This is a genomic window from Mesorhizobium sp. P2_C7, from assembly GCF_056404515.1.
Genome location: NZ_JBFUDW010000017.1, coordinates 165,955 through 182,018, shown reverse-complemented (window position 1 = coordinate 182,018; position 16,064 = coordinate 165,955). Strand labels below are relative to the sequence as shown.

16 protein-coding genes and 1 tRNA gene are annotated in these 16,064 nt (G+C 62.1%); 10 read left to right on the top strand and 7 right to left on the bottom strand.

The window, feature by feature from the left end:
* A partial coding sequence (locus AC1D2G_RS29335; RefSeq protein WP_477418438.1) for a porin occupies positions 1 to 190 on the bottom strand: 190 nt, incomplete at its 3' end.
* A 150-nt stretch (positions 191 to 340) separates the two neighbouring features.
* Positions 341 to 431 (bottom strand) — tRNA-Ser (locus AC1D2G_RS29330).
* A 451-nt stretch (positions 432 to 882) separates the two neighbouring features.
* Here AC1D2G_RS29330 and AC1D2G_RS29325 point away from each other — a divergent pair.
* Together AC1D2G_RS29325 and AC1D2G_RS29320 are read left to right on the top strand one after the other, a co-directional pair.
* A complete protein-coding gene (locus AC1D2G_RS29325) occupies positions 883 to 2,028 on the top strand; it encodes a porin (RefSeq protein ID WP_477226234.1) in 1,146 nt (381 codons plus the stop codon).
* 240 nt (positions 2,029 to 2,268) lie between these two features.
* Entirely contained in the window at positions 2,269 to 3,351 is a 1,083-nt protein-coding gene (locus AC1D2G_RS29320) for a tyrosine-type recombinase/integrase (RefSeq protein WP_477418436.1), read from the top strand.
* Positions 3,352 to 3,414: 63 nt separating this feature from the next.
* On the opposite strand, the gene AC1D2G_RS29315 is transcribed toward AC1D2G_RS29320, so the two are convergent.
* Both AC1D2G_RS29315 and AC1D2G_RS29310 read right to left on the bottom strand, forming a co-directional pair.
* Positions 3,415 to 4,308 (bottom strand): alpha/beta fold hydrolase, encoded by an 894-nt coding sequence (locus AC1D2G_RS29315; RefSeq protein WP_477418434.1) that lies wholly within the window; start codon positions 4,306 to 4,308, stop codon positions 3,415 to 3,417.
* A gap of 155 nt (positions 4,309 to 4,463) precedes the next feature.
* Entirely contained in the window at positions 4,464 to 6,494 is a 2,031-nt protein-coding gene (locus AC1D2G_RS29310) for a lytic transglycosylase domain-containing protein (protein WP_477418432.1), read from the bottom strand.
* Positions 6,495 to 6,786: 292 nt separating this feature from the next.
* On the opposite strand from AC1D2G_RS29310, the gene dapA reads away from it, so the two are divergent.
* Genes dapA through AC1D2G_RS29295 form a run of 3 tightly spaced genes read left to right on the top strand, consistent with a single transcriptional unit; the run spans position 6,787 to position 8,923 of the window.
* Positions 6,787 to 7,668 carry a 4-hydroxy-tetrahydrodipicolinate synthase gene (dapA, locus tag AC1D2G_RS29305; RefSeq protein ID WP_095086797.1) on the top strand — a complete coding sequence of 294 codons (882 nt, stop codon included), beginning with the start codon at positions 6,787 to 6,789 and terminating at the stop codon, positions 7,666 to 7,668.
* Positions 7,669 to 7,693: 25 nt separating this feature from the next.
* Entirely contained in the window at positions 7,694 to 8,173 is a 480-nt protein-coding gene (gene smpB, locus AC1D2G_RS29300; protein ID WP_013896388.1) for an SsrA-binding protein SmpB, read from the top strand.
* A 36-nt stretch (positions 8,174 to 8,209) separates the two neighbouring features.
* Positions 8,210 to 8,923 (top strand): glycoside hydrolase family 25 protein, encoded by a 714-nt coding sequence (locus AC1D2G_RS29295; RefSeq protein ID WP_477418430.1) that lies wholly within the window; start codon positions 8,210 to 8,212, stop codon positions 8,921 to 8,923.
* Positions 8,924 to 8,989: 66 nt separating this feature from the next.
* Here the strand turns inward: AC1D2G_RS29295 and AC1D2G_RS29290 are convergent, their stop codons facing one another.
* On the bottom strand, positions 8,990 to 9,352 hold the full coding sequence (locus AC1D2G_RS29290) for a winged helix-turn-helix transcriptional regulator (RefSeq protein ID WP_172351219.1): 363 nt from the start codon (positions 9,350 to 9,352) through the stop codon (positions 8,990 to 8,992).
* Between the two features lie 110 nt (positions 9,353 to 9,462).
* On the opposite strand from AC1D2G_RS29290, the gene AC1D2G_RS29285 reads away from it, so the two are divergent.
* Positions 9,463 to 10,476 (top strand): zinc-binding alcohol dehydrogenase family protein, encoded by a 1,014-nt coding sequence (locus tag AC1D2G_RS29285; protein WP_477418428.1) that lies wholly within the window; start codon positions 9,463 to 9,465, stop codon positions 10,474 to 10,476.
* Positions 10,477 to 10,485: 9 nt separating this feature from the next.
* Here the strand turns inward: AC1D2G_RS29285 and AC1D2G_RS29280 are convergent, their stop codons facing one another.
* Together AC1D2G_RS29280 and AC1D2G_RS29275 are read right to left on the bottom strand one after the other, a co-directional pair.
* Complete coding sequence (locus AC1D2G_RS29280; RefSeq protein WP_095086602.1) at positions 10,486 to 11,142, bottom strand: uracil-DNA glycosylase; 657 nt, start codon at positions 11,140 to 11,142, stop codon at positions 10,486 to 10,488.
* An 11-nt stretch (positions 11,143 to 11,153) separates the two neighbouring features.
* On the bottom strand, positions 11,154 to 11,735 hold the full coding sequence (locus AC1D2G_RS29275) for a LabA-like NYN domain-containing protein (RefSeq protein WP_095086599.1): 582 nt from the start codon (positions 11,733 to 11,735) through the stop codon (positions 11,154 to 11,156).
* A 326-nt stretch (positions 11,736 to 12,061) separates the two neighbouring features.
* On the opposite strand from AC1D2G_RS29275, the gene rpoZ reads away from it, so the two are divergent.
* From rpoZ to AC1D2G_RS29255, 4 genes are all read left to right on the top strand, one after another.
* A complete protein-coding gene (rpoZ, locus tag AC1D2G_RS29270) occupies positions 12,062 to 12,463 on the top strand; it encodes a DNA-directed RNA polymerase subunit omega (RefSeq protein ID WP_477418426.1) in 402 nt (133 codons plus the stop codon).
* 131 nt (positions 12,464 to 12,594) lie between these two features.
* Positions 12,595 to 14,823 carry a RelA/SpoT family protein gene (locus AC1D2G_RS29265; RefSeq protein ID WP_095086593.1) on the top strand — a complete coding sequence of 743 codons (2,229 nt, stop codon included), beginning with the start codon at positions 12,595 to 12,597 and terminating at the stop codon, positions 14,821 to 14,823.
* Between the two features lie 66 nt (positions 14,824 to 14,889).
* The gene (gene pyrE, locus AC1D2G_RS29260; protein ID WP_095086590.1) at positions 14,890 to 15,468 is read left to right on the top strand and encodes an orotate phosphoribosyltransferase; all 579 of its coding nucleotides are present in this window, start codon (positions 14,890 to 14,892) and stop codon (positions 15,466 to 15,468) included.
* A gap of 66 nt (positions 15,469 to 15,534) precedes the next feature.
* The gene (locus tag AC1D2G_RS29255; protein WP_477418450.1) at positions 15,535 to 15,915 is read left to right on the top strand and encodes a VOC family protein; all 381 of its coding nucleotides are present in this window, start codon (positions 15,535 to 15,537) and stop codon (positions 15,913 to 15,915) included.
* The last annotated feature ends 149 nt before the right edge of the window (positions 15,916 to 16,064 follow it).

Sequence of the window (16,064 nt, the reverse complement as noted above, 5' to 3'; positions counted from 1 at the left end):
GGACATAGCCGCCGATGCGCAGGCAGGTTTCGGTGCCGGGGATGTAGAAGTAGCCAGCGCCGTAGACGTCGCAGATCTTGACGTATTCAGCGGGCTCCGGCTCGGCGACGACGACGGCGTCGGCGGCGCGCGCACCAGAAACTGCGAGCAGAGCCGCAGCGGAGCCGAGGAGAAGGCTCTTAATGTTCATTTTCTGACCTCCAGTCAGAATCGAACAAAACAACGTTGCCTTCAGTGCATTTTTGGCACGGAGTTGCGTTCCGACGGCAACGGATTGCCTGCCTATCTGTCTGATTTAATGGGATGATTTTTGATGGGCCGCCTTCGAGGCAGGCAGAGATGGCGGAGAGGATGGGATTCGAACCCACGAGAAGCTTTTGACCTCTACTCCCTTAGCAGGGGAGCGCCTTCGACCACTCGGCCACCTCTCCGTTGCGCCGCTGGATAAAGAAAAGCGCCGGCACAATCAACAAGCCCGCGTCATTATATGGAAAAATAAGAACGCACCGAGCTGCGGCTTTCCTTCGATGCGGCGGTTCTGCGGCAGTTTCCTGGCTGGCGACTCGGCGCCTTGCCATGATTCCGTCGGCCGATTGCCGGATTCGGCTGGAAACAAGCGGTTGCCGCGGCCCCAATGGTTAACGAGAGCTTTCTGAGTGAGGCCAAATCGTGTCATTTGTGCAACAACGCCAGGGGATAGCAGCCGAACAGCCCTTTCGCCGGTACGATCGTGGTTGAACGCCGCCGTCTCATGGGTAATGTCGAATTCGAAGGAGCGGCGCGGTGCGCATCTTTTTCGGTAGTGGGGATGGGGCAGGGAACGCTGTCCTTCAGCAAAGAATACCCAGACCCGTTTTTTAACTTTTGACTGGAGGTCAGAAAATGAACATTAAGAGCCTTCTCCTCGGCTCCGCTGCGGCTCTGCTCGCAGTTTCTGGTGCGCGCGCCGCCGACGCCGTCGTCGTCGCCGAGCCGGAGCCCGCTGAATACGTCAAGATCTGCGACGTCTACGGCGCTGGCTACTTCTACATCCCCGGCACCGAAACCTGCCTGCGCATCGGCGGCTATGTCCGTTACGACATCGGCGGCGGCGACGTCGGCTCGTTCGATGGCGCGAGAAGCGCTGATCACATGGATGCCGGTGAGAGCAACGACACCTGGCGCAAGCGGGCCCGTCTCTCGCTGAAGACCTGGACCGGCCAGGAAACCGAGCTCGGCACCTTGAAGACCTACACCGAGACCCGCTTCAACTTCAACAATGCCAACGCCGACACGAGCCCCTACATCAACGAAGCCGGCAACTCGGGCGCTTCGCTGAACTTCGCCTGGATCCAGCTCGGTGGTCTCCGCGTCGGTAAGGACGAATCGGCTTACAACACCTTCATCGGCTACGCCGGCGAAGTTATCCAGGATACGCTGGTTCCCTACGGCGGCTTCGACACCAATGTCATCCAGTACTACTTCGATGCTGGCAACGGCTTCTCGGCCGTCGTCTCGCTCGAAGAAGGCTATGGCGCTTACACGATCGACAGCTATGTTCCGCATGTCGTCGGCGGCGTGAAGTGGACGCAGGGTTGGGGCGCTATCACCGGCGTCATCGCTTATGACAGCAACTACGAAGAAGTGTCCGGCAAGGTTCGCTTGGACGTGAAGGCGTCTGACGCTGTCACGCTGTGGATCATGGCCGGTTACGGCACCGACGACAACCTCAGCGACGGGACCTTGGCTTTCCCGGCTGGCGGTCGCGGTATGTACAAGCAGTGGGGCGGCAACTGGGCAGTGTGGGGCGGTGGCACCTACAAGTTCAACGAGAAGACCTCGTTCAACGCTCAGATCTCGTATGACGATTGGAAGAATCTCGGCGTCGCCGCGAACATCGCCTACGACATCGTCCCCGGCTTCACGGTTACGGCCGAAGTCGACTACCTCAATGCAGGCAAGTTCGACGACGCCGACTTCTCCAACTGGACCCATGCCGACAAGAAGAGCAGCGTCGGCGGTATCCTCCGCTTCCAGCGCTCGTTCTAAGGGCTGGTTCTACACAGGTGAAATCCAGCCCGGGCGCACAAACGCCCGGGCTGTTTTTGTTTCGTGACTGGGTCAAGGCAGACAGAAGGAACAGGGGGTAACGGTAGCTGAATAGGGTCCGTGGGTGATTTCGTGGGATCCGCTGATGGGCGGATGAAATCACAACTGCGTGATTCAAATCTCTTGAAAGGACGCCTCCAAGCGGGTAGGGCTGATCTATCCCACTCGGGGGTGTGGCAAATGATGACGACCGAAGCGATTCAAGAGGGTGAGCCTTCTGATCATTTTTCGATGTTTTCTTCTCAAAATGCGAATATACGATACAGTTACAACAAGATCAGAGAAGTAAAGTCGTATAGGGTTCGAGAGCTCTTTTTAGCATACCGGGACATATTATGGGATGATGGGCGGCATAAGTACAATGTCAGCTCTTTCATCGGCGAGATAGATGAGCTTCTCCTTGGGGAGCGATTCAGCGCCTTTGACCAGAGTACCCTGGACAACCTCATTGGTACCTTGCGCCAGCGCGGCAACAGCAACGCAACCATCAACCGAAAGATGGCTGCCCTTAGCAAACTGCTGCGCAAGGCATATAAGATGGGAGATATCCACAGCCTGCCCGAGTTCCGCCGCCAGAAGGAGCGGGCGGGACGGATTCGTTTCCTCGAGAGGGACGAAGAGGCACGGCTGTTCGCGGCCATCAGGAGCCGCAGCGAGGATGCCTACAGGCTTTCAGTTTTTTTGGTCGATACCGGGTGCCGTCTCGGTGAGGCGCTTGGGCTGATCTGGAACGACATCCAGGAACATCGCGTCAGTTTCTGGATCACCAAATCCGGTCGCAGCCGCACCATTCCGATGACCGAGCGGGTCAAGGAGGTCATCAAGTTGCCGGCTACCGAAGGCCGACGGCCCAAAGGCCCGTTCACCAAGCTCAGCCAGGCACAGTTCCGTGCCATCTGGAACGATGCCAAAGCCGAAGTCGGCCTTGGCGCCGATGACCAGGTGGTGCCGCATATATTGCGACACACCTGCGCCTCGCGTCTCGTCCAGGGTGGCATCGACATCCGCCGTGTGCAGATGTGGCTCGGCCACCAGACGCTGTCGATGACCATGCGTTATGCGCATCTGGCCACCAATGACCTCGACGGGTGTGTGGTTGTCCTGGAAACACCTCGCGCCGAGCAACCGGCAAGCAGTGGGGAAGGCTCCATGTTTTCGTCGCCTGTGACCACCCCTTCGTCCCCGTCCACAGGACGGAAACAGCGGGACGAATCAGCCTCGGCCTCGCCGAAAGCGCCTCGGAAAAATTCAAAAGCCAAATAGGCTGGGGAGCTGGCTTATACTGTTGTGTCGACCCCAGGACCTGGTTTGGTCGTGGGGTTTACTTTAGGTGTGCTGGCGCTCGGCGCGATCAAGGAAAGTCGCGATGGCGTCCGGTAGGTCGCCGGTTTCGAGGAAAGGGGCGTGGCCCTGGCCCTCGACGATGATCGTTTCCATCATGGAATGATGCTCTTGCATCTGCCGTAGCGTGTCTGTGGACAGCAATCTCGAATTGGCGCCGCGTATGGTGAGCAATGGGATCGCGGCCAACGCGTCGAATTGCGGCCATAGGGCAGGCAAAGGCTGCGTCAGGTCGAGACCCGCAACGGTATCGACCAGCTTCGGGTCGAAATCCGGCAACAGGCCCTGATCCGTCTCGCGGTTGAGCGCCCGTACCATCCGCTCCCAATCCACGTCGGTGAGAGCGGAAAAGTCTTGGCCATGAGCGCTGCGTTGGGCAGCCACGGCCTCGGCGAAGGTTCTGGGGTTCGGTGTCCGTTCAAGATAGGACTTGATATGGGCGAGACCGGCCGCCTCGATCACCGGCCCGATGTCGTTGAAAACAATGGCTTTCAGGATAGCCGGCTGCATCATGCCGAGCACATGGATGATCAGCCCGCCGCGTGATGTTCCGATAAAGGCGGCCGCCTCTATTCCCAATGCCGCCAGCCCGGCAAGGATGTCGCCGGCTTCGACGCCGACATTGTAATGACCGATGTCGGCATCGTAGTCCGACTGCCCGCGCCCGCGATAGTCGAAGGCAACGACCTTGCGAGGAGCCTGAACTCGAGCCGAAAGATAGAGCGCAAGCTCATGAAAATCCCGTGCGTTGCGGGTCAGGCCGGGCAGGCAGACGACCGGCCAAGGACCGGCATTCGCGTCACCATAGACGCGCGCGTGAAGTCTTAGCCCATCCGATGCGCTGTAGAAAAAGTCAGAAAAACCTTCACCGCTCGACATCTGGACGCGATTCCTTCCGGCTGCCTGATCGTCTTACGACTGCTACAGGCGAGGGAAGGTGGGGTCAAATTGAGACCGGGTTGGAGAGAGCGGCCAATCCGCAAGGGGCAGAATCGACAACTTCGGCGAAGTCGCCTCTTGAGGGGTCGGCTGCGTCAGCCGCGCCCGTTCACGAGATCTCCAACGATGTCGTATTTGCCGGAAATACGCATCTTGTAGACCTCGTAATTCTCCATCACGCGCTGCACGTAACTTCTTGTTTCCGTGTAGGGAATCCGCTCGATCCAGTCGACGACGGCGTCGATGTCCTTGCCGCGCGGGTCGCCGTATTTCGCGACCCACTGGCTGGCCCGGTTGGGACCGGCATTGTAGCCGGCGAAGGTCAGCACATAGGAGCCGTTGAAGCGGTCGAGCTGCTCGCCGAGGAAGGCCGAACCAAGCGTCGCGTTGTAACCGGCGTCGGTGGTCAGCCGTGTCTGCGAGAATTGCAAACCGGCCTTCTTCGCCAATTGCTTGGCGGTGCCCGGCATCAGCTGCAGCAGTCCGCGAGCGCCTGCGCTCGACACGGCACCGATGTTGAATTCGCTTTCCTGGCGGGCGATCGCATAGGCCAGCGCCTTGCCCGAGCCGGAAATGTTGGCCGAATCGGGAATGACGCCGAGCGGATGCGACAGCGCGCCGACATCGATGCCGCGCGCGCCGGCGATCTTGCCGACTTTCAGCGCCATGAAATGGTTGCCTTGCTTTTCAGCCAAGACGGCGAGCAGCGCCAGTTCGCCTGGGCTGGTCAACTGCCCGGCAAGGTCGCGATAGAGCGTTTCGGCATAGCGGTCGTAGCCCGCCTCCTGCAGCCGCTTGATGGCGCTGACGGCCTCGCGGCCGGCAAAATTCTGCCGGTCGGCTGCATCGGGCTGCGGGTAGGCGATGTTGAGCGCCTGCCGGCCGACGCGTTCGGCGGCAAGCTGGCCGTAAAATGTCGTGCCGTAGGCAGCGGCGCGCGCAAAATAGTCCTTGGCGCTGCCCGGGCCGCCGACTTCCGCCGCACGGCCGAGCCAGTAGTAGGCGCGCGACAGCGTCATCGGTCCCTGGGCGAGGTCGGCGATACGCGCAAAATGCGTTGCAGCAAGCTTCGGATCGTTCAGGCCACGCAGCGCATACCAACCAGCATGGAACTCGGCCTCCGCCGCATTGGTGGCGCTTTCGGCGGCATGCGTGGCGACGATCCGGTAGGCCGTCTTCATGTCGCCCTGGTCGACCAGTTCGCGCGACAACACCCGGCGCTCGACCCACCAGGCGTCCGGATCGACCAAAGCTTCGCGATCCGTCGGTGCCTGCATCACGGCAGCCGCGGCGTCGGCAAAATTCTCTTTTTTGCGCAGATATTCGGCCTGCGCGAAGAAGTAGCCGGCCGAACGCTGCGCCGCCGGCACGGCCTTGAGCAGTTTCGGCGCGTTCTTGTCGCCTCTGTCCGCCGCCGCCCAGGCGTCGGCAAGCTGCTGGGCACCGGCGAGGCCGGCGACGCGCTGCGCCGAATTCGCCCGATCGGCATAGAACATGCGCTCCATGCGAAAACGGTGGTCGGCGGCCGGAATCAGGCTGCCGAATTCCTTGAGCAGCGCCGCCTCGTCCTTGGCCTCCAGGATCGCGGTACGCCAGAACGGCGACAGCACCGAACGCGCCGCCTTGGCATTGCCCGACGCCACATAGGCGCGGGCGAGAACCATCACGCCTTCGAATGTCTGCGGCTGGCTGCCGTCGAACGCGGCAATGACGGTATCGGGGGCAGGGTTTTCGCGATAGAGCGCGCGCTCGCTGTTCTTGCGCAAGGCGACAGTGCCGGGCCAGGTGGGCAGCATCTTCGCGGCGGCGGCAATATCGCCGCTCGGAACCTTGTCACCGCCGTAGAGCGCGATCGCCCAGGCAAGGATATGCTGGTCGAGCGTGTGGCCGGGAAGGGCATCACGCACGGCGCGGGCGCCGGGAATGTCGCCAGCCGCCAGCGCATCCAGCCCGCTTTTCAACAGGGCGACGCTTGGCGAGGCGTCCTGTGGCGCCCCGGCCTGCAGGCCCGGCATCGGGATGGTCGAGGTGACCTGCACATCGACGCTGCCGCCGATCGCCATGCCCGGCATCAGCGCGAGCGTGGCGCCAAGCAGCGCGAAGAGGTGAGGCCGACTTGTCGGCATGGTCTTTTCGTCTTTCCTTGTCCTGGCATTCTACCAGCAGGCGCAGAGGCTTCGAAGCCTAAACTTAGGTCGTGAAGAGCCCGTAAACAAAGAGTTAGCGCGGTCGTTCGAATTGCGCTTGCTGGCACCATGGCAATGCTTGCCGCGCAACAATGTCGAGACTATGGTGCGCGGCTTCGCTTTCGGCTAGAAGGCGCGCACGACGAAACACCGATGCATGTCGCCTAAAAGTGGGTACCGGTTTTAGGGCAACGACATGCGCGAACAAAGAAGTGCCAAGGAGTTGGACGACATGCTGAGAGGCTCGCTTACTGCGCTCGTGACACCGTTCGAAAAGAGCGGGCGTTTCGACGAGAAAGCCTTTCGCGCGTTCGTCGACTGGCAGATCGCCGAGGGCACGACGGGTCTGGTCCCAGTCGGCACCACTGGCGAGTCGCCGACGCTGTCGCATGACGAGCATCGCCATGTCGTCAAGGTCTGCATCGAGGTGGCCAGGGGCCGCGCCCCGGTCGTCGCCGGCGCCGGCTCCAACAACACCGAGGAGGCGGTCGGGCTGGTGCAATATGCCGAGAAGGCCGGCGCCGACGCCGCACTCGTTGTCACGCCCTATTACAACAAGCCGACGCAGCGCGGCCTCTACGCGCATTTCGCCGCCGTCGCCAGGGCAACCAGCCTGCCGATCATCATCTACAACATCCCGCCGCGCTCGGTCATCGACATGAGCCCGGAGACGATGGGCCAGCTGGTGCACGACTTCAAGAACATCATCGGCGTCAAGGATGCCACCGGCAAGGTCGAGCGGGTTTCCGAGCAGCGCGCCACGTGCGGCAAGGATTTCATCCAGCTTTCGGGCGAGGACGCTTCGGCGCTCGGCTTCAACGCGCATGGCGGCGTCGGCTGCATTTCGGTGACGTCGAATGTCGCGCCGCGGCTCTGCGCCGAATTCCAGGAAGCAACGCTTTCTGGCGACAGCGCCAAGGCGCTGGACCTGCAGGACCGCCTGCTGCCGCTGCACAAGGCGATCTTCCTCGAGCCCGGCGTTTCCGGCGCGAAATATGCGCTGTCGAAGCTGGGCAAGGTCGAGAACGTGCTGCGTTCGCCGCTGATGACGGTCGAACAGTCGACCGCCGACAGGATCGATGCGGCGATGAAGCACGCCGGCTTGATAAACTAGGGATGAGGCGCCACCTCTCCACATCATGAATCAAGTCAGAAAAGCCGATCCCAACAACAAGACCGTTGCGGAAAACCGCAAGGCGCGGTTTTCCTATGAGGTGCTCGACACGATCGAGACCGGCTTGGTGCTGACCGGCACCGAGGTCAAGTCGCTGCGCCAGGGCCAGGCCAACATCCAGGACAGCTATGCCTCGGTCGAAGGCGGCGAGATCTGGCTGATCAATTCCTACCTGCCGGAGTATCTACAGGCCAACCGCTTCAACCACGAGCCGCGACGGCGGCGTAAACTCCTGCTCAACAAGCGTGAGATGGCCAAGCTGGCACAGAGCGTCGACCGCGAAGGCATGACGCTGGTGCCGCTGAAGATCTATTTCAACGATCAGGGTCGCGCCAAGCTGCTGCTCGCCGTCGGCCGCGGCAAGAAACTGCACGACAAGCGAGAAACCGAGAAGCAGCGCGACTGGTCGCGCGAGAAGGGCAGGCTCTTAAAAGAGCGGGGGTAGGCTGGGGGCATTCGTTTGAAAAACCGGATCCTCCTTTTGGGTTTGGCCAGCCTGGTCCTGGTGTGTTTCATGGCTGCGGGCGGCTATCTTTATTTCAGGGCATTCTCGCCAGACCGCGGCAAATATCCGGTGCGGGGCATCGACGTCTCCCATCACCAGGGCCGGATCGACTGGCGCCGCGTTGCCGCCGACGACGTCGCCTTTGCCGTCATCAAGGCGACCGAAGGTGGCGATCATGTCGACGATGCCTTCTCCACCAATCTGCGTGAGGCCCGCGCGGCCGGACTTGCCGTCGGCGCCTATCATTTCTTCACCTTCTGTCGGCCTGGTGCCGACCAGGCGAAGAATTTCATCTCGGTGGTGCCGCACGACCAGCCCTTGCTGCCGCCGGTCGTCGACATCGAGTTCGGCGGCAATTGCCCGCAGCGGCCAACACCCGAGCAACTGAACGCAGAACTTGCCGCGTTCCTCGCTCCAGTCGAGGCCGCGTTCGGCAAGCCGGCGATTGTCTATCTGACCGACGAGGCTGAGCAGGCCTATGCCGGGCGCATCCCCGCCCGTCCGCTCTGGCTTCGCTCGTTGCTGCTGCAGCCGGATCGCGGCGACTGGATCTATTGGCAGTACCACAACAGGGGGCGCGTCGACGGCATCAACGGCGATGTCGACCTGAACGTGCTGCAGGGTGGGCCGGCCGTGTTGGCCGCGCTGTCCGCGCCATCGTCGGGATCGATCGTTCCGCAAGCCAAGTGATCTTCCAAGCAAAGTGATCTCCCCCAAGTGATCCCCTGAAGCCATTCCGGGACCTCGCTCGTCGTCTCAAGCTGCAGCCTGGGAAGCCTCCGGCGCCAGCGTGACATTGGCATCGCCCCAGACTTTGAGCGCGGTGATCACCGGTTCCAGGCTTCTGCCGCGCGGCGTCAGGCTGTACTCCACTTTCGGCGGCACTTCAGGATAGATCTTGCGCGCAATCAGCCCATCGGCTTCCAGTTCGCGGAGCTGGTTGGTCAGCATGCGCTGCGTGCAGTTCGGAATGCGCCGGCGGATCTCGTTGAAGCGCAGCGTGCCCTCGAACAGATGGTAGAGCACGACGCCTTTCCACTTTCCGTCGATGTAGCGGAGTGTTCCCTCCACGGTGCAACCTGGGCTGCAATCGAATCGCTCATGGCGAATTCGCGGCATGACGGTATCCTTTTCGACACTATGTGCTTTATATGTGCATTCTTGCGCTTCCGGCACATAATCCGCATCTCTGCTCTGAACAACACTCAAGAGCAATCGCGGAGACCAAAATGCGCGCCGTCGGCTATCAAATCCCAGCCCCCATCAGCGATGAGACCTCCCTGGTCGATATCGATTTGCCCAAGCCCGAGCCGAAAGGTCGTGACCTGCTGGTCGAGGTGAAGGCAATCTCGGTCAACCCGGTCGACACCAAGGTGCGGCAAAGCGCCAGGCCAGAGGCCGGAGCATGGCGTGTGCTCGGCTGGGACGCTGCCGGCCGGGTCGTTGCGGCCGGTCGGGACGCCAGCCTATTCAAGGCGGGCGACGATGTCTTTTATTCCGGCGCCCTGGCGCCACAAGGCACCAATGCCGAATTCCACATTGTCGATGAGCGCCTTGTCGGCCGCAAACCCGGCTCGCTCGGCTATGCGCAGGCGGCGGCGCTGCCCTTGACGGCGGTCACCGCCTGGGAGGCTCTGTTCGACCGCCTCGATGTCAGGAAACCTGTCGCTGGCGCGGCTAAGGCCATTCTGATCATTGGCGGCGCCGGCGGCGTTGGCTCGATCGCGGTGCAGCTGGCGCGCCAACTGACCGATCTGACGGTGATCGCCACCGCATCGCGGCCCGAGACGCGGGACTGGGCGCTTGGGCTCGGCGCTCATCACGTCGTCGATCACTCCAGGCCGCTCGCCGCCGAAGTCGCAGCCCTTGGTCTCGGCGCACCTGCCTTTGTGTTCTCGACGACCAACACCGACCGGCACCTGGCCGAGATCGCCGAACTGATCGCGCCGCAAGGCCGTTTCGGGCTGATCGACGATCCCAAATCGCTCGACATCAATCCGTTCAAGCGCAAGAGCGTCTCTGTGCATTGGGAGTTCATGTTCACCCGCTCGATGTTCGAGACGCAGGACATGGCCGCTCAGGGCGAGCACCTCAACGAACTGGCCCGGCTTGTCGACGCCGGGACCATCCGCACGACGCTGGGCGAGACCTTCGGTCCTATCAATGCCGCCAATCTGAAGCGCGCCCACGCGCTGATCGAGACCGGCAAGGCCAAGGGCAAGATCGTGCTGGAGGGGTTCTGAAGGGCGACGCTATTTCTGCAGGAAGGCCGCGATCTCGCTGAAGACGCTGACGAACATCGCCTCGGTCAGCACACCTGTGTTGGTGTTGTAGCGCGAGCAATGATAGCTCGAAAACAGCGTGATACCCCCGGCCGGCAGCTGCCCGCCATGCTTGAACGGATAGGCGGCGACGCGCCCACCCAGCGCGCGCACCGTCGACTGGTGCGCGATCGACCCCAGCGCCAGCACGGCGCGCAAATTGGGAAAGCGGGCGATCGTCGGCACCAGGAACGTCCGGCACGTGGCAATCTCGGCGCCCACCGGCTTGTTCTCCGGCGGCACGCAGCGCACCGCATTGGTGATCGCCGTGCCGACCAGCTCCAGCCCGTCATCCGGCCGCGCCTTGAACTCACCGCGCGCAAAACCGTGCGAAATCAACGTCGAGTACAGCAGGTCGCCGGCATAGTCTCCGGTGAACGGGCGTCCGGTGCGGTTGGCGCCGCGCAGGCCGGGCGCCAGCCCAACGATCAGAAGCCGGACGGCGTCATCGCCATCGGGTGGCAAAAAAGTCGGCACCGGCGCGTTGAACCAGGACGGCTCGCGTTGCCGCCATTCGGCGATGAAATCATGCAGCCGCGGACAGAGCAGGCAGTCGCGGCCGGGTTCGGAGATGGAAAGGGCGGTCAACGCGACCGGCCTCAGTAGTCGTCCTCGTCGACTTCGGCCGGCTCGGGCCGGCGCATCGGCCGCTCGGACGGATCGCGACCGACCTCGTTTTTCAACGTTGTCAGGTCAATGAAATGGTCGGCCTGGCGGCGCAGGTCGTCGCTGATCATCGGCGGCTGAGAGGCCATGGTCGAGACGATCGACACCTTGCGGCCGCGCCGCTGCAGCGCCTCGACCAGCGTGCGGAAATCGCCGTCGCCGGAAAAGATGACGTAATGGTCGACGACATCGGCTAGTTCCAGCGCATCGACAGTGAGTTCGATGTCCATATTGCCCTTGATCTTGCGGCGGCCGGTCGAGTCGGTGAATTCCTTTGCCGGCTTGGTGACCACCTTGAAGCCGTTGTAATCGAGCCAGTCGATCAGCGGACGGATCGAGGAGTATTCCTGATCCTCGACCAGCGCGGTGTAGTAGTAAGCGCGCAGCAGATAGCCGCGCTTCTGGAAGCTCGACAGGAGCTTGCGGTAGTCGATGTCGAAGCCGAGCGCGCGCGACGTCGCGTAGAGATTGGCGCCGTCGATGAATAGGGCGATTTTTTCACGAGGGTCGAACATGGAAAATAGTCCTTTTCGAAATAATCGGCCGTCTAACGAAATGCGATAGCGACTATCGGTCAGGCTCATAATAAACCGGCTGACCTTCGCGCTATCCGAGATAACGCCAGTTTCACGGCAATCCAAGGGCGTGTTGGCGCACTGCAAGCAATTGTGATCGGGCGCCGAACCGATGGATGCAGCCTGATTTTGCCGATCGGGTGTTTAAATGAAGGGATTGGCGGCCCTGCGACCCCGCCATTGCCATGATGCTTGTGTTTTGGCGGCGTTCGGGTTAAGGACCGCGCCTGATTTCCATCAAATCCATCGCATGAAAGGGGCAGTCCATGGCCCGCGTAACCGTTGAAGATTGCATCGACAAGGTCGACAACCGCTTTGAGCTGGTGCTCCTTGCCGGCCACCGTGCCCGCCAGATCAGCCAGGGCGCGCCGATCACCGTGCCGCGTGACAACGACAAGAACCCGGTCGTGGCGCTGCGCGAGATCGCCGACGAGACACTGTCGCCCGACGACCTCAAGGAAGACCTGATCCACTCGCTGCAGAAGCATGTCGAGGTCGACGAGCCCGAAGCCGATGGCGAGGCGATTGCCGACCAGACCGGCGCCACAGTCGCGGCCACCGATGCCGACGACGCCGAGGAGAACATCACCTTCGACCGGATGACCGAGGAAGATCTCCTGGCCGGCATCGAGGGCCTGGTGCCCCCGGAAAAGAGCGACGACTACTAAGCGAGCCTCCGTTCTGGAGGTCGCTGGAACAATCTTCCGCACTTCCGTATCGGCAGTTTCGTGGCTATCTATGACATGCGCCGTACAGCAGTGCGGCGCATGATTCATTTCACCGCTGCGAGATCCCGCCCATGATGCGTCAGTATGAGCTTGTCGAGCGCGTCCAGCGCTACAAGCCTGACGTCAACGAGGCGTTGCTCAACAAGGCCTATGTCTATGCCATGCAGAAGCATGGCCACCAGAAGCGCGCTTCCGGCGATCCTTATTTCTCGCATCCGCTCGAAGTCGCCGCCATCCTCACCGAAATGCACATGGACGAGGCGACGATCGCGGTCGCCCTGCTGCACGACACCATCGAGGACACCACGGCGACGCGGGCCGAAATCGATGAGCTGTTCGGGCCCGAAATGGGCAAGCTGGTCGAGGGGCTGACCAAGCTCAAGAAACTCGATCTCGTGTCGAAGAAGGCCGAGCAGGCGGAAAACCTGCGTAAGCTTCTGCTGGCGATTTCGGAGGATGTCCGCGTCCTTCTGGTCAAGCTCGCCGACCGTTTGCACAACATGCGCACCCTCGACCATATGCCGGAGGCCAAGCGCCTGCGCATCGCCGAGGAGACGATGGACATCTATGCGCCGCTCGCCGGGCGCATGGGCATGCAAGGCATGCGCGAGGAGCTGGAGGAGATCGCCTTCCGCTACATCAACCCGGAAGCCTATCGCGCCGTCACTGCCCGGCTCGCCGAAATCTTCGAGCGCAACAAGGATGTGCTGTCCGAGATCGAGAAGGCGTTGTCCGCGCTGTTCGAAAAGCATGCGATCAAGGCCAGCGTGAAAAGCCGTCAGAAGAAGCCGTGGTCGGTGTTCCGCAAGATGGAGGCCAAGGCCCTGTCCTTCGAGCAGCTGTCCGACATCTTCGGCTTCCGTGTCGTCGTCGATACGGTGGAGGATTGTTATCGCGCGCTCGGAGCCATCCACACCGCTTGGTCGATGGTGCCCGGCCGCTTCAAGGATTACATCTCGACGCCGAAGCAGAACGACTATCGGTCGATCCACACCACCATCGTCGGGCCGTCGCGCCAGCGCGTCGAGCTGCAGATCCGAACCCGCGAAATGAACAAGATCGCTGAATACGGCGTGGCAGCGCATTCGATCTACAAGGACACCGGCGGCAAGACCAACGGCGCCGCCCATGCGATCTCGAAGGAGACCAACGCCTATGCCTGGCTGCGGCGCACCATCGAGCAGCTTGCCGAGGGTGACAATCCGGAAGATTTTCTCGAAAACACCAAATTGGAACTGTTCCAGGACCAGGTGTTCTGCTTCACGCCGAAAGGCATGCTGATTGCACTGCCGCGAGGTGCTACGCCCATCGATTTCGCCTATGCCGTGCACACCGATGTTGGCGACACCTGCGTCGGCGCCAAGGTCAACGGCCGCATCATGCCGTTGATGACGGAACTGAAGAACGGCGACGAGGTCGAGATCATCCGCTCCAAGGCGCAGGTGCCGCCGGCGGCCTGGGAATCGGTCGTCGTCACCGGCAAGGCGCGCTCGGCCATCCGCCGCGCCACCAAGAATGCCATCCGCAAGCAGTATTCGGGCCTCGGCATTCGCATCCTGGAACGCGCCTTCGAGCGCGCCGGCAAGACCTTCACCAAGGAGAGCCTGAAGCAGGTGCTGCACCGGCTGGCGCGCAAGGATATTGAGGACGTGCTGGCCTCGGTCGGCCGTGGCGAGCTCGCCTCCACCGATGTCATGAAGGCGGTATTCCCCGACTACAAGGACGAGCGTGTCACCACCGCCGCGCCCAAGCAGCGTGAGGAGGGCTGGTCGAAAATCCGCAACGCCGCCGGCATGCTGTTCCAGATTCCGGGCCGCGCGGCGCGCAAGGACAAGGACCAGCCGCGCGATGGCGCCGTGCCGATCCGCGGTGTGCGTGGCGACCTGCCGGTGCGTTTTGCGCCGGAAGGGGCGGTGCCTGGCGACCGCATCGTCGGCATCGTCCAGCCCGGCACCGGCATCACCATCTATCCAATCCAGTCGCCGGCGCTGCAGGCCTTCGACGACCAGCCCGAGCGCTGGATCGACGTGCGCTGGGACATTGACGAGCGCACCAAGGAACGGTTTCCGGCGCGCGTCTCGGTCACCGCCATCAACGCGCCGGGTTCGCTCGCCGATATCGCCCAGGTCGTTGCGTCGAACGACGCCAACATCCACACGCTGTCGATGGTGCGCACCGCGCCCGATTTCACGGAAATGCTGATCGATCTCGAAGTCTGGGATCTGAAGCACCTCAACCGGCTGCTGTCGCAGCTCAAGGACAATTCGAGCGTCAGCGACGCAAGGCGCGTCAACGGCTAGACCATGATCCCGAAAAGTGGGGACCGGTTTTCGGACAAGATCGTGGTCAATCAAGATGAGGCAGAAATGAACACCGATGAAGTGCTGGGGATTTTCCGCGAAGCGGGTGCTGTTCTCGAAGGGCATTTCATTTTGACCTCGGGCCTGAGAAGCCCGGTCTTCCTGCAGAAGGCACGCGTGTTCATGCATGCCGACAAGACCGAGCGGCTGTGCAAGGCGCTGGCCGAAAAGATCCGCGCTGGCGTGCCGGGCAAGATCGACTACGTCGTCGGTCCGGCGATCGGCGGATTGATCCCTGCCTACGAGACCTCGCGTCATCTCGGCGTGCCGGCGATCTGGGTCGAGCGGGAAGGGGGCGAGTTTCGCCTGCGCCGCTTCGAGATCGCCAGCGGCGCGCGCGTCGTCATCGTCGAGGATATCGTCACCACCGGCCTGTCGATCCGCGAGACCATCGAGTGCCTGCGCGAACTCGGCGCCGAGGTGGTTGCCGCCGCCTGCATCATCGACCGTTCGGCCGGCAAGACCCATGTCGGCGTGCCGTTGATCGCGCTCGCCGAATATGAGGTTCCGGCCTATCCGGCCGACCGGCTTCCGCCGGAGCTGGCCGCCATACCGGCGGTCAAGCCCGGCAGCCGCAATATCTGACCCATGCGTGTCGCCCAAAAGTGTGCAGCGGTTTTGGGTTAACGACATGCATGAAACAAATTGGCGATGATCGCAGGCATCGATCATTTCGCGCTGACGGTCGCTTCGCTGGACGTGACCTGCGCCTTTTATCAGCGCGTGCTGGGTTTTGAACGCATCGATGCGCCCGGCCGGCCGACGGCGCTGGCTTTCGGCACCCAGAAGATCAGTGTGCACGAGGTTCGCCGCACCTTCGAGCCAAAGGCGAAGGCGCCGACGCCCGGCTCGGGCGACTTCTGCCTGATCACCGACCGGCCGCTGGGCGAAGTCAGCACCCGTCTCGCGGCCAATGGCGTGGTGGTGGAACTCGGACCGGTCGAACGCGTCGGGGCTCGTGGTCCGATGATGTCGGTCTATTTCCGCGACCCGGACGGCAATCTGGTCGAGGTCAGCGAATATTTGCCGTAGCCGCCGCGCCTTTCGGCCATGCGACAAATGCCGGTTCCTTAAATTCGCCGCGATTGTCCAATGTTCGATGCGAGGAATGCCATCCCGCAAGGGCGGCAACAAGCGCACGCCAACCAGGCGGCGTTGGTTGTTCTCCTGCCAGCGCGTCG